At 67.2% G+C, this 12,927-nt stretch carries 15 protein-coding genes; 9 read left to right on the forward strand and 6 right to left on the reverse strand.

The genetic code is table 11. The features are described from left to right. Nucleotides 1-12: 12 nt before the first annotated feature. Nucleotides 13-1,341: a PucR family transcriptional regulator gene (locus C6Y44_RS12455; RefSeq protein ID WP_159418352.1), complete on the forward strand. Its 1,329-nt coding sequence runs from the start codon at nt 13-15 to the stop codon at nt 1,339-1,341. 7 nt (nt 1,342-1,348) lie between these two features. Here the strand turns inward: C6Y44_RS12455 and C6Y44_RS12460 are convergent, their stop codons facing one another. Continuing rightward, complete coding sequence (locus C6Y44_RS12460) at nt 1,349-2,296, reverse strand: alpha/beta hydrolase (protein ID WP_404817798.1); 948 nt, start codon at nt 2,294-2,296, stop codon at nt 1,349-1,351. A gap of 585 nt (nt 2,297-2,881) precedes the next feature. Here C6Y44_RS12460 and C6Y44_RS12465 point away from each other — a divergent pair. Next, a complete protein-coding gene (locus C6Y44_RS12465; protein ID WP_159418351.1) occupies nt 2,882-3,235 on the forward strand; it encodes a Zn-ribbon domain-containing OB-fold protein in 354 nt (117 codons plus the stop codon). Between the two features lie 10 nt (nt 3,236-3,245). On the opposite strand, the gene C6Y44_RS12470 is transcribed toward C6Y44_RS12465, so the two are convergent. Beyond that, nucleotides 3,246-3,626 carry a RidA family protein gene (locus tag C6Y44_RS12470; RefSeq protein ID WP_404817799.1) on the reverse strand — a complete coding sequence of 127 codons (381 nt, stop codon included), beginning with the start codon at nt 3,624-3,626 and terminating at the stop codon, nt 3,246-3,248. A 110-nt stretch (nt 3,627-3,736) separates the two neighbouring features. On the opposite strand from C6Y44_RS12470, the gene C6Y44_RS12475 reads away from it, so the two are divergent. Beyond that, nucleotides 3,737-4,108, forward strand: coding sequence for a winged helix-turn-helix transcriptional regulator (locus C6Y44_RS12475; RefSeq protein ID WP_159418349.1), 372 nt, complete (start codon nt 3,737-3,739; stop codon nt 4,106-4,108). Between the two features lie 44 nt (nt 4,109-4,152). Here C6Y44_RS12475 and C6Y44_RS12480 read toward each other — a convergent pair whose 3' ends face one another. The 4 genes from C6Y44_RS12480 to C6Y44_RS12495 all read right to left on the reverse strand — a co-directional run bounded on the left by C6Y44_RS12480 (nt 4,153) and on the right by C6Y44_RS12495 (nt 6,587). Then, nucleotides 4,153-4,416 (reverse strand): GlsB/YeaQ/YmgE family stress response membrane protein, encoded by a 264-nt coding sequence (locus C6Y44_RS12480; protein WP_159418348.1) that lies wholly within the window; start codon nt 4,414-4,416, stop codon nt 4,153-4,155. A 108-nt stretch (nt 4,417-4,524) separates the two neighbouring features. After that, on the reverse strand, nt 4,525-4,851 hold the full coding sequence (locus C6Y44_RS12485) for a WhiB family transcriptional regulator (RefSeq protein WP_159418347.1): 327 nt from the start codon (nt 4,849-4,851) through the stop codon (nt 4,525-4,527). Nucleotides 4,852-4,935: 84 nt separating this feature from the next. Continuing rightward, nucleotides 4,936-5,709 carry an SDR family NAD(P)-dependent oxidoreductase gene (locus C6Y44_RS12490; RefSeq protein ID WP_159418346.1) on the reverse strand — a complete coding sequence of 258 codons (774 nt, stop codon included), beginning with the start codon at nt 5,707-5,709 and terminating at the stop codon, nt 4,936-4,938. Between the two features lie 23 nt (nt 5,710-5,732). Next, nucleotides 5,733-6,587, reverse strand: a complete 855-nt coding sequence (locus C6Y44_RS12495; RefSeq protein WP_225623791.1) for a sugar phosphate isomerase/epimerase family protein — start codon at nt 6,585-6,587, stop codon at nt 5,733-5,735. Nucleotides 6,588-6,739: 152 nt separating this feature from the next. Between C6Y44_RS12495 and C6Y44_RS12500 the strand changes: the two genes are divergently transcribed. The 6 genes from C6Y44_RS12500 (at nt 6,740) to C6Y44_RS12525 (ending at nt 12,912) form a co-directional block, all read left to right on the forward strand. Beyond that, the gene (locus tag C6Y44_RS12500) at nt 6,740-8,140 is read left to right on the forward strand and encodes an MFS transporter (RefSeq protein WP_159418345.1); all 1,401 of its coding nucleotides are present in this window, start codon (nt 6,740-6,742) and stop codon (nt 8,138-8,140) included. Continuing rightward, the gene (locus C6Y44_RS12505) at nt 8,137-9,030 is read left to right on the forward strand and encodes a transketolase (RefSeq protein WP_159418344.1); all 894 of its coding nucleotides are present in this window, start codon (nt 8,137-8,139) and stop codon (nt 9,028-9,030) included. Before C6Y44_RS12500 ends, C6Y44_RS12505 begins: the two co-directional genes overlap by 4 nt. After that, entirely contained in the window at nt 9,027-10,016 is a 990-nt protein-coding gene (locus C6Y44_RS12510; RefSeq protein WP_159418343.1) for a transketolase family protein, read from the forward strand. Before C6Y44_RS12505 ends, C6Y44_RS12510 begins: the two co-directional genes overlap by 4 nt. A gap of 101 nt (nt 10,017-10,117) precedes the next feature. Then, entirely contained in the window at nt 10,118-10,774 is a 657-nt protein-coding gene (locus C6Y44_RS12515; RefSeq protein WP_159418342.1) for a GntR family transcriptional regulator, read from the forward strand. Between the two features lie 51 nt (nt 10,775-10,825). Continuing rightward, on the forward strand, nt 10,826-11,302 hold the full coding sequence (locus C6Y44_RS12520; RefSeq protein ID WP_159419227.1) for an SRPBCC family protein: 477 nt from the start codon (nt 10,826-10,828) through the stop codon (nt 11,300-11,302). Nucleotides 11,303-11,442: 140 nt separating this feature from the next. Then, on the forward strand, nt 11,443-12,912 hold the full coding sequence (locus C6Y44_RS12525) for an FAD-dependent monooxygenase (protein WP_159418341.1): 1,470 nt from the start codon (nt 11,443-11,445) through the stop codon (nt 12,910-12,912). The last annotated feature ends 15 nt before the right edge of the window (nt 12,913-12,927 follow it).

Here is a 12,927-nt window from a genome sequence, read left to right on the forward strand (position 1 = left end):
GAATCGGACACGATGAATCCTCACGAGATCGGACCGGACACCCACAGAGTGGGCGATCCCGGACCCGCCACGCGTGCACTGATCGAGGCGGTCGCCGACCTGTCGACGACGCGGCAGGCCGAGATCACGCAGTACATGACCGAGCGGATCTCGGCCGAGATCGAGGCGATGTCCACCGACCGCCACACCCGCCGCTCCCTCGCCCAGGCCGCGGAGGAGGGTGTCGCAGCCATCACCCGGTTCCTGCGGGACGATCTTGCCGAGATCGAGATCCCGGCGGCGTCCTATTCACTGGTGCGCATGCTGGCCCGGCAGGGATTCCCGGTCTCGGTGGTCGACCGCAGCAACCGGCTCGCGCAGGACAGCATCATGCGCTGGTGCCTCGAGGTGCTGGCGGGACTCAGCGACGACGCCGCGGCAGTGATGCAGGCGGGCGTGGAGATCCTGATGAAACTCTCCGCCGGGATCGACGGGGTGTCGCAGAAGCTGCTCGGGGTCTACGAGACCGAGCGCGACACCTGGCTGCTCAACCGCAACGCCTCCCGGACCGCCCGCATCCAGGACATCCTGGCCGGACGACCGATCGAGGTGGGGGACGCCGAGCGCACCCTCGGCTACCGGCTGGGCCAGCACCACCTCGGGGTGATCGTCTGGACGGACGATATCGAGGTGGTCGGCGGGGACCGGTCCGGCACCGAATGGAACGGCCTCGAGCAGGCAGTGACGGCCTTGGCCGAACATCTCGGGCGGGGAGGTCGGGTGCTGTTCGAGCAGTTCGACGAGTACACCGCCTGGGCATGGATCCCGCTCGGCACGGTCGATCGCATCGACCCGAGCGGATTGTCCGGGATCGTCGCGGCATGGCAGCGACCCGTCGGTGTCGCCGTCGGCGCGCCGCAGGAGGGGATCGACGGTTTCGTCCGCACCCATCGGCAGGCGGCGCAGGCGCGGGAGGTGGCTCTGACATCGGCTCTGCCGGGTCCGCGTCTCGTCTCGATCGACGAGGTCGGCGCGGTCGCGTTGATGTGCACGAATCTCGAGTGGGCCCGCGGCTGGGTGGGGGATGTGCTCGGCCGGCTCGCCGCCGACGATCCCGCCGCCGCGCAACTGCGGCACACGCTGCGGGAATTCCTCTCCAGCGGAGGAAGTTTCGTCGCCACCGCGGAAAAGCTGCATCTGCACCGGAATTCGGTCGCCTACCGGATCAGCAAGGCGGAGGAGCAGATCGGGCACAGTGTCCGCGAGTGTCGACTCGACCTCGAGAACGCGCTCGCGCTGTGCCACTGGCTCGGCGCCGCCGTGCTCGCGCCCGATTCGGAAGGTCCACCTTCGCCCGGATGACGGCCTGTTATCGGGAGCCGGGCACGGCGCTGCGAACGAACCGTCCGATCTCGCCGATCGCGCGGACTCCTTCGGGTAGCAGATCCGCGGCGGCCTGGAAAACGTGTACCTGCCGGTCCCAGACCTGCAGTTCGCACGCGATACCGGCGTCGGCGAGACGGTCGGCCATCGACTCCGCGTCCACCAGGAACAATTCGTGCGAGCCGGCCTGGATGAGCGTGGGCGGCATGCCAAACAGATCCGCGTCGGCGGGGCAGATCCGTCCCGACTCCCCGCGAGGTCCTGCAAGGTCGGCCAGCGCTTCGAGTGCGTTGCCGGGCAGCAGCGCGCAGTGTGCGGCGTTGGAGTGACCGAGCTTGCGGGCGGGATCCAGCTCGGTGAGCGGGGACAGGGCGACGATCGCTCCCGGCACCGGCACGCCTCGGTCCCGCAACGCGAGCGACACCATGAAGGCCAGATAACCGCCGGCGGAATCACCGGCGATCACGATCTGCTCGGGCCGGTAACCGGCGGCGAGCAGAAAGAGATAACCCTCGACACCATCGTCGACGGCGTCGTCGATCGAGTGCTTCGGCAACATTCGGTAGTCGACCATGAGCACGGGGGTGCGGCCGGCATCGGAGATCCGCGAGACGAGGCGGAGGTGGCTGCGCATCCCGCCGCACAGGAAGCCGCCGCCGTGCAGATAGAGCATCACACGATCGAATCCCGTTCTCGGGCCTTCCACCCAGGAACCTGTGCAGTTCGGCAACCGGACGGGAGCGCACACCGTCCCCTCGATCGCGGGGAGCAACGCTCCGGCGGCGTCCAGCAGACCCGTCGGCCAGGGCAGCGTCGTCGAACGGCCCCACAACCCGAGCAGTGGACGTACCGACGTGCGGATCGCCTGCGCCAGAAGTTTGGACTGACGGCTCGACCCGGGGAAGTCGCGTCGGCGGACCGGAGCCGAGCGAATGGGGGAGTGCGGCGGCCGAGGCGTGGGCAGATCGCGCGGAACGAAGGGTGCGCGCACGTCACGTGCGGTCGTCACGGGAAATGGCTCCTCACAACCGGTGGGATATCTACGACCGGTCGATCCACGAAGGGGGGACGGTCGAGCAGCGGCGAGTGGACCCGGCGAAGCGGGTGCCGCCGTCTTCCACGGTAAGGACGAACGTCCCTCGGTTCACCGGTACGGCTGCACACTGTTTCCGTGATGGTTCGGGTCGCGCGCACAGTGTCCGATCATGGCACTGAGTGCCGATGCGAGCCGGATCACGTCCGAACAGGGTGAATCCGCACTTCATCGGCGTATCTCGGGGGCTCGTCCAAGTGGCATTCGGTAGCACCAGTAGCCCGACCGAAAGGCTCGATATTGTGCGCCGCGACCAGCGGGCCCCGCGATCTGTGTGCTCGCGTACCGATGGAAAAGGTCCCGGGCCGACCTACCTTCGTATAGGGGCCGATGCTCGGAGCCACGTCATCGGCCCGTCGGGGGTCCCGCCCCTCTACGGCGGACCACTTCGTGGCTCGGAGATTCTCCGTTGACGGAAGGACCGCGATGGCGCCCCACGCGACGCAGAACTGCATGACGATCCTGCGCTGCGGGAGTTGTACGACGCTTCTCGCTCCCGAGGCAGCGCGCTGCTCCTCCTGCGGCGGCGAGAACCTCGAGTCCGCCAGCTGCTCCGGCACCGGCTCGATCGTGTCCTGGAAGGTCGTCGAGCCGCTCGATGTCGGCGCGCAGGACGACAGCTCGGTCACCCTCGCGATCGTCGAACTCGACGACGGGCCGTGGCTCTACTCGAAGATCGAAGGATCGTTCCCCGAATGCGCCGACGCCCGAGTTCGGGTGGCGTTCCGGTCCACTGCGTGCGACGACGGGTTCCCGGTCTTCGGGGTCTGTGCGGCCTGACACACGACGCTCACTCCCCGAGGATCGCAGTGGCGTCGATCTCCACGAGCACCGCGGGTTCATACAGTGCCGCGACACCGATCAGCGATGCCGGCGGCATCGGATCGGGCAGATCGATCTCCTGTGCGACGGTCTGCACGCCGGCCATGAACTGTTCGATCTTCTCGGGTTGCCAGTCGGTGACGTAGAAGGTCAGGCGCACCACATCGCGGAAGGTTGCGCCGGCTCCGTCCAGGCCTCGTGCGACGCTGCGCAGTGCCTGAGACACCTGACCGGCCAGGTCGGTAGGAATCGGTAAGCCGTCCGGCATGTGTGCGACCTGTCCGGCGAGGTGGACCTGTCGTGTGCCGGTGGAGACGGCGACGTGGTGGTAGGGCGCGTTCGGCAGCATGCCTTCGGGACTGAACAAGGTGACGGGCACGAACTTCTCCTGGGATCGGAACCGAGTGGTATCCGATTTATACTTGTTAGCTGGAAGTCACTTCAACGAAACCAGGTTTCATGTCGGATACCGCTTACCACGATCTGCTCGCCGTCGCCGCCCACCGGGAACTGTTGGGACAGATCCTCGACAAGTGGTCCCTGAGCGTGCTCACCGAATTGTGCGAGGCGCCGCGTCGCTTCAACGAACTGCGGCGCGCGGTTCCCGAGGTCACGCAGAAATCCCTGACGACCACGCTGCGCAGACTCGAACGCAACGGAATCGTCGAACGTCGAGTGGTGAACACCCGTCCCGTCGCGGTCGAATACCGCATCACCCCGCTGGGGAAGACGGTGCGCGAACCGATCGACGCTCTGTTGCTGTGGGCGTCGACTAACCTCCCTCGCATCGAGGAAGCACGGCGCGGATTCGACGGTGATGCCGACGAGTGAGCGCGGCAGCGCTCGGGCCCCGGAACGACGGTGGACCGAGGATGCTAGGCCTGACGCGACCGTGCCTTCCAGGCCGACCAGGCGGCGGTCACGATGATCGCGCCGGCGAGGGAGCCGATGATCCCGCTGGGACGCAGTTCGAGTCCGTCACCTGCGAGAAGGCTGATGAGCAGACCACCGACGAACGAACCCCCTACGCCCGCGACGAACGCGAGCGTCCAGTCGATCCCGGTTCCGGACCTGCCCACGATGAGCTGTGCCGCCGCGCCGACGAGCAGTCCGAACAGAATGATTCCGATGATCAACATTGCGCGAGTATAGGCCGGGATCGATACGGCGACAGTGCTTCCGCGATATGAACACAGCGGCGAACACTGCATTTCACCAGGGGAGTGGCGCTCGGCCACGAATTCACCCTATGGATTCATCCCGAGTGTGTGAGTTGTCCGAGCGCGGTCCGAGGTCGGTCTTCCCCTGCGGCGGTCCGATTCGGATGTTCCTCCCCAGATCCCGTGACGTTCGCGGGTTTCCAGCGCGTAGTCGCGGCAGGGGATGCGGACGGGGCACGACGTGCAGATCCGTTTCGCCGTCCGTTCACGGCGCTGCCGCATCCCGCGCGATTCGTCGTCCGGCGGGAAGAAGATCGAGGGATCGATGAGACGGCAGTCGGCGCGCGACTGCCACGGCTGCAGTTCCACGTCGGGGCTGCTACCGAATGGGGCGAAGAATGGCGTTGTTGTCATGGTGCTCGTCCGGCGACCGAAGTGAAAACGGTGCCGTCCGGTGTCCGACCACGAGGGTGCATGAGCGGACACCGGACGGAGTGGTCAGTGCATGTGGCTGCCGCCGTTGATGTCGACGGTCGTACCGGTCAGGTAGGCAGCGTCCTCCGACGACAGGAACGTGATGACCGAGGCCACCTCACGGGTGGTGGCGGTGCGTCCGATGGGAACGTCGCGGCAGATGGCGGCCTCCTGCTCCGGGGTGCTGCCGACGCGGATGCTGGTGTCGACCGCGCCGGGGGTGACCGCGTTGACGGTGACGCCGCAGTCGCCGAGCTCGCGGGCGAGGGACTTGGTGAATCCGAGGACCGCGGCCTTCGCCGACGAGTAGGGGACCTTGCCGAAGACACCGCCGCCACGCTGGGCGGAGACCGACGACATGTTCACGATGCGTCCCCATCCGTTCTCGATCATGCCCGGCAGGAATACCCGGGTGACGAGATAGGTGCCGGTGGCGTTGACGGCCATCACCTTGTTCCACAGTTCGAGGCTCGTTTCGAGGAACGGCACCGGCGAGGTGATGCCGGCGATGTTCGCGACCGCTCCGACGGGCGGGAGGCTTCCCGCGGCGACTTCCGCGGCGACGGCATCGTGCGCTGCCTGTACCGACGCCTCGTCGGCCACGTCGACCTCGTGTCCGAAGGACGGGACGGAGTACTCGCTGCCGATCTCGGCGGCGACCTTGGCGGATTTCTCACCGTCCAGATCGAGGACGACGACGGCCCAGCCGTCCTCGGCGTAGCGACGGGCGGTGGCGAGGCCGATGCCGCGCTCGGAGGTCGCTCCGGTGACGACTGCGGTGCGTCGGATCGAGGACATGGGTTTTCTCCTTGAAGGTTGGGTCAGGGGATAAGGGTGGTGACGAATCGAGCTGCCCGAGAGGCACTTTCGGGTCGCTCGGGGTCGGTGATGTCGCGGGTCTCGAGTTCGAGGGCGAAATGCCCGGTGTACCCGCGGGCGTCGAGGGCGGCGAGGCCGCCGGCGAAGTCGGCGTGCCCGTTGCCGATGCTGAGCTTGATGTTTCCGGGCACGGCGTCCCGGAGGTGGACGTGCGTGATGCGCGAGGCGAACAGGTCGACGAAATCGATGGGATCTCCGCCCGAGGCGACGATGTGGCTGAAGTCCATCACCACGCCGATGCCGGGGGACAGTCGTGCTGTCAGCCGGGCGGCGCGAGAGATGTCGCAGCACAGTCGGTGGACGTGGAGGGATTCGGTCCACAGGCCCACCCCGAAGTCCCGGGCCCGCACGTGTGCCCGCTCGAGTTGTGCCGCGACGGTGTCGAGGTCTTCGTCGAGGGACCGTATCGGCCGGTCGTCGAGGTGTCCGCACGGCAGCACCAGGGCGCGTGCCTCGATGCGAGAGGTGAGGGTCAGCAACCGGTCGAGATGGTGATCCCGCCGGTCCTGTTCTTCGGGGGTCAACGGCGCGTCGAGGTCACCGATGTCGCCGTTGACGCTACGGACGCGCAGGCCCGAGGCTGCCACGTCGTCGGCGACCCGATCGACGGCGTCCGCGTCGAGCACGAACGGAACGTGATCGCAGACTCCGGGTAGAGCGCCGAGATCGATCTCAGTGAAGCCCAGGCCGGCGATGGTTCGTAGCGCCGTGGGCAGGTCTAGGTGGCGGAAGCTGATCGTCGAGCAGCCGAGCCGATCGTGGAACACGAGAACCTCCTGGAAGGTGATGGGGACCACGCTAACTGTGCTGACTGTCAACAGTCAACCGTTGCCTACTGACAGTTGACATGAGGGGGTGGCCGCGCTCACACTGGGCTCACTGTTGACAGTCGACATCTTCTTTCCCCGTCGCACCAGCGGCCGTATTCTCGGTCCGCAAGGAGAAATTCATGAGCACAGAAGCTCTTAAGATGCGAGGTCCCGTCGAGGGCACCAAGGACGCCAAACGCGTCGCGATCGGTTCCTCTGTCGGCGCCGTCATCGAGACCTACGACTTCATCGGCTTCGGCACCGCCGCAGCGTTGTACTTCGGGACGGCCTTCTTCCCCAGCGGTGATCCCGTCATCGGAACCCTCGCCGCCTTCGCCACCCTCGGCGTCGGATTCGCCGCACGACCTCTCGGGGGGATCCTCGGTGGCCACCTCGGAGACAAGGTGGGGCGCAAGCCGGTCCTCGTCGCCTCACTGATCGTCATGGGCCTGGCCACCTTCGCCATCGGCCTGCTTCCGACCTACGGCCAGGTCGGTCTCGTCGCACCGGCGCTGCTGGTGACCGTCCGCATCATCCAGGGACTCGCCTTCGGCGCCGAATGGGGCGGAGCGATCCTGATGAGTTACGAACACGCGCCGTGGAAATCGAAGGGCCGCTATACCGGCATCGTCCAAGCGGGATTCCCCGTCGGGCTGCTGTTGGCCAACCTCGTATTCCTGTTCAGCGTCCACCTCGGTGGCGACTGGGCGTGGCGGGTGCCGTTCCTCGCGAGCATCGTCCTCGTCGTCGTCGGACTGATCATCCGGTCCAAGGTGCCCGAGTCCCCGGTCTTCGAGGACGTCAAGGACAGCGGCGAGATCGCTGCCTCCCCGATCCTGGACTCCGTCAAGAAGGACTGGCGCGACATCCTCCGCGGCATCGGCCTGCGCGTGGCCGAAACCGCCGGCTACGCCGTCTCGATCACCTACATGATCTCCTACCTGCACGAGAACGGCCTCGCCGGGAAATCGGAAACCCTGCTGGCGCTGTGTGTGGCCTCGGCGATCGGCATCTTCGCCACGATCGGCTGGGCCACCCTGACCGACCGTATCGGCCGCCGCCCGGTGTATCTCGGAGTCTGCGCGTTCGCCGCCCTCTTCGGGGTCCCGATGTTCCTCCTGGTCAACACCGGCACGTTCGTGCTGATCCTGGCCACCGTCGTGATCGCGTACGCCGTCTGCCAGAACGCCCTTGCCGGAGCGCAGGGCGCCTGGTTCCCCGAACTGTTCCAGGCAGCCCGCCGCGCCTCGGGCGCATCGCTGGCCTACCAGATCTCGGCGATGGTCTCCGGGTTCACCCCGTTCATCACCGCGCTGCTCTACTTCGCCTTCGGCTGGATCGGCCCGGCCCTGCTCTTCAGCTTCTACGGCCTCGTCGGTCTCGTCTGCGCCCTCGTCACCCGTGAGACCTGGGGACCGACCGAGCGTCGTCTCGCCGATCAGGCCGGCCGGTCGAACTCACACCCTTCCGATAGCCCCGGGGGCCCCCTGTCCGGTGGGACCGCCGCGGCATCGAGCACCAAGGAAAAGGAACTTCTGTGACCACCACAGCGCATCCCCGTCCCGACATCGCCCCGACCCGGAACGAGCGACTCGCCGCCATCGACGAATTCGCCTACCGACTCCGGCACAACGTGATCGACATGGGCCAGGAACAGGGCCAGGGCTACGTCGGCCAGGCGCTCGGCGCCGCGGACATCCTCGCCACCGTCTACGGAGACCATCTGCGCTTCCGCGCCGACGACCCGCACTGGGACGGCCGCGACCGGTTCCTCCTGTCGACAGGCCACTACGCCATCGGCCTGTACGCGGCGCTCGCGGAGGCGGGGATCATCTCCCACGACGAGTTGCTCACCTACGGCTCGGACGATTCGCGCCTGCCGATGTCGGGCATGTCGACTTATACCCCCGGCATGGAGATCTCCGGCGGCTCGCTCGGCCACGGCCTTCCGATCGCGGTCGGCATGGCACTGGGCCTGCGTCACCAGGATTCGCCGGCACGGGTCTTCAACTTCCTGTCGGACGGCGAACTCGACGAAGGGTCGACCTGGGAAGCGGCCATGAGCGCGCACCACCACCGGCTCGGCAACCTCATTGCGATGGTCGACATCAACGCACTGCAGGCCGACGGCGCCACCCGCGGAGTGCTGAGCACGGAACCGGTCCACGACAAATGGACGGCCTGCGGGTGGCGCACCTACCGGGTCGACGGCAACGACACCGCTGCGCTGCTCGACGCGTTCGATGCGGCCCTCGCCGAGGCCGCCCCGACCGGATCCCCGGCGATCGTCCTGTGCGACACCCGCGTCGGCAAGGGCGTTCCGTTGCTCGAAACCCGGGAGAAGGCGCACTTCATGCGCATCGACGAAGACGAATGGCAGATCTGCCGCGACCAGCTGACCGCCGGCCACAACCGCGAGGACGTCCGATGACCACCACCGCTCCCAAGCTCAAGACCTCGGCGATGATCGCCTCCTTCGTCGACCCGGGGCAGCGGACCACCGCCGCACCGTTCGGTCACGCGCTGGTCGCGGCGGCCCAGGAGGACGACCGGATCGTCGGCCTGTCCGCCGATCTCGCGAAGTACACCGACATGCACATCTTCGCCGAGGCGTTCCCGGACCGGTTCTTCCAGATGGGCATGGCCGAGCAGTTGCTTTTCGGCGCCGCGGCGGGCATGGCCGAGACCGGCCTGATCCCGTTCGCATCGACCTACTCGGTGTTCGCCGCCCGCCGGGCCTACGACTTCCTGTGCCTGGACATCGCCGAGCCGAACCTCAACGTCAACATCGTCGGCGGACTCCCCGGCCTGACCACCGGATACGGACCCAGCCACCAGGCCACCGAGGACATCGCCATCTTCCGCGGCATGCCCAACCTGACGATCGTCGATCCGTGCGACTCGATCGACATCGAACAGGCCGTGCCGCAGCTCGCCGCGAGTGAGGGGCCCACCTATCTCCGCTTGCTGCGGGGCAAGGTCGCCACCGTCCTCGACGAGTACGACTACCGCTTCGAACTCGGCAAGGCGAAGGTGCTGCGCGGCGGGAACGACGTCGTCTTCGTTACCAGCGGGCTGATGACCATGCGGGCGTTGCAGGCGGCGGACGTGCTGGCCACCCACCATGTGGACGTCGGGGTGGTCCACACGCCCACCATCAAGCCGTTCGATGCGGCGACGGTACTGGCGGAGATCGACACCGACCGGCTGGCGGTCACCCTCGAGAACCACACCGTCGTGGGTGGGCTGTTCGAAACCGTCGCTGCGGCGGTCGTGGGGGCGGGTCTGGGAAAAAGGGTCGTCCCCATCGGTCTGCCCGACCGGTTCCTCGATGCCGGCGCGCTTCCGACCCTCCACGACCGGTACGGATTGAGCACCGAGCGGGTGGTCGCGCGGGTGCTCGACGAGCTCGGCTGACCGACACGCTGTACGGGTCCCGTACCCAGCTCGGTGCGGGACCCGTATCATTGTCGACAGACTGTTGTCGACAGTCGGCCGCTGACACCTGGAGGCAACTCATGGCTGCTCAACCCGCTGCGCTGCTGGGGCTCGAGAGGACCAGCCTGCGCCAGCAGGCCGTCACCGCTCTGCGCACCGCGATCACGAGCGGCGCGCTCGCCCCGAGCAGCCCCCTCGTCGAGACCGAGCTGTCCGAGATGCTCCAGATCAGCCGGGGGACCCTGCGCGAGGCGATGCGCCAGCTGCAGCAGGAAGGTCTGATCTCTGCCGGTGCCCGCGGTCGCCTCTACGTTCGCCACCTCGACGCCAAGGAGATCGGCGACATCTTCGCCGTGCGCGCGGCCCTGGAAGCGTTGGCCGTCCGCGACCTCGCGGAGCGGGACGACCGGGCCTCGGTGATCCCGGCCCTGCGCGAAGCTCTCGAGGCGATGGCTCATGCCGAGAACGACCTCGAGGCGCGCATCGAGTCCGACCTGAACTTTCACCGCTTGCTCTGCCGTCTGACCGGCAACGAAACGCTTATGCACTCGTGGCAGTCGCTCGAGGGATCGATCCGCATGTCCATCATGTTCGCCGGTCTGGAGAAGGCGGTCGGAAACATGGACGTCGGGCGTCACAGTGCCATCGTCGACGCCATCGAAACCGGCGATTCCGACACGGCTGCGTCCACAGTGCGATCGCACATGGCGTGGGCGGCAAGCAATCTCGTGTCCTGATCCGTACTTCTCAGGGTGTCGCTGCCGATTCCGGAGGTCTCGTCGGGCAGGATGGTGGCCATGCAGACCACACCTCTGACCTTCGAGTCCTCCGTCGTCGTTTCCGCCACCCCCGACGAGGTGTACGCCCTCGTCTCCGATGTCACCCGCACCGGTGAATGGTCGCCCGTCTGCGCGGAATGCTGGTGGGACGAAGGGCAGGGCCCTGAGGTCGGTTCCTTCTTCACCGGTCGGAACGTCACCCCCGAACGCACCTGGGAGACCCGGTCGGAGGTCGTCGTCGCCTCCCCGGGCCGCGAATTCGCGTGGTCGGTCGGTCCCGGCCTCGTGCGCTGGAGCTACGTCATCAAGCCCGCGGACGCCGGCACGGAACTGACGGAGACCTGGGAGTTCACCGATGCGGGGCAGAAGTTCTTCCACGAGAAGTTCGGGGCGGAGGCACCTGCCCAGATCGCTGCGCGGGAACAGGCCGCCCGCAGCGGAATTCCGGAGACCTTGGACGCGATCAAGCGCATCCTCGAGGGCTGACCCGGGACGGTCGTCGTCCCGTCGCGTTTCCGACGCTCGTCGTCCCGTCCCGTTTCCACGGTATCGCGCAGGTGGGGGCTTGTCGCAAGCCCCCACCTGGGGCTCATACTGCCCGTCCGGTGTCGTGGAGAGGGGCGGACATGCATGAGGTCGCAGTGGTCGGGTGCGGGCCGACGGGAATGATGCTGGCGGGGGAGTTGCGCCTTGCCGGCGCAGACGTCGTCGTACTCGAACGTCGCGAATCGCAGGATCTCGCAGGGTCGCGGGGTGGTGGTATCCACGCCCGCACCATCGAACTGCTCGATCAACGAGGGATCGCCGAGCGCTTCCTTGCCGAGGGGCGAACGGTGAACACCGCGACCTTCGGGGGCACCAGGCTCGACGTGGGCCGTCTGCCCACCCGCCATCCGTACACGCTGGCGTTGTTCCAGAACCACATCGAACGGCTGCTCCTGCAGTGGATCGAGGAACTCGGCGTGCCGATCCGGCGGAACATCGAGGTCGTCGGGGTTCACGCGGACGAGGACAACGTGCACCTTCGGCTCGCATCAGGGGAGACGGCGGAGGCTCGGTACGTGGTGGGTGCCGACGGCGGGCGCAGTGTCGTACGCCGCGAGGCCGGGGTCGGATTCGAAGGGGCGGCTGCGACACGCAGCAGCCTGATCGCCGAAGTACGGGTCACCGAGGAACTCCCCACCGACGCGAAGATCGACGAGCGCGGTGTTCACGGTCTGTATTCGATGGGGGAGAGCCGAGCGCGGGTCGTGGTGACCGAAGCCGAACTGGGACCGCCCACGATGCCGACGCTCGACGACCTGCGACGAGAACTGGTCCACGTGTTCGGCACCGATTTCGGTGTGCACGATCCCACCTGGCTCTCGCGGTTCACCGACGCGACCAGACAGGCGACGACCTATCGCGCGGGCCGGGTCCTGCTCGCGGGCGACGCCGCACACGTGCATTCACCCACCGGCGGACTAGGTATCGGCCTGGGCATCCAGGATGCCGTCAATCTCGGCTGGAAACTCGGGCAGGTCGTGCGCGGGGTCTCGGGGGAGGACCTGCTCGACACCTATCACGCCGAACGGCACCCGTCCGGGGCGCGGGCGCTGAAATTCACGATGGCCCAATCTCTTTTCCAGAAGGCCGATCCGCGCCAGGAGGCCCTGCGCGATCTGATCGACGAGGTGCTTCGCGTCGGCGATGCCGGATCACCGATCGCGGCGTTGATCTCCGGTCTCGACGTCGCCTACGACCTCGGTGAGGGACACCCGCTGCTGGGACGGCGCATGCCGGATCTCGACATCATCGCCGAGGAGAAGCCGCTGCGCGTGTTCGGGCTCATGCACCGGGCTCGTCCGCTTCTGCTGCAATTCGACGGTCCACCAATCGATTCCGGTGATCTTGCTGAACGCGTCGACCTCGTGCGGGTGCGCTACGACGGCGCCTGGGAGTTGCCGTTGCTCGGTGAGGTCGTGGCGCCGTCGGCTGTGCTCGTGCGCCCGGACGGGCACGTGGCCTGGGTGGGGGAGGGCTCGACGGAGGGTCTCGATGCCGCGCTCGCGAAGTGGTGCGGCACTGCGGCCCGCCGAGCAGGAACCGTTGCGTGAACAAGGGATTCCTGA

This window comes from Rhodococcus rhodochrous, from assembly GCF_014854695.1.
Lineage (GTDB): Bacteria > Actinomycetota > Actinomycetes > Mycobacteriales > Mycobacteriaceae > Rhodococcus.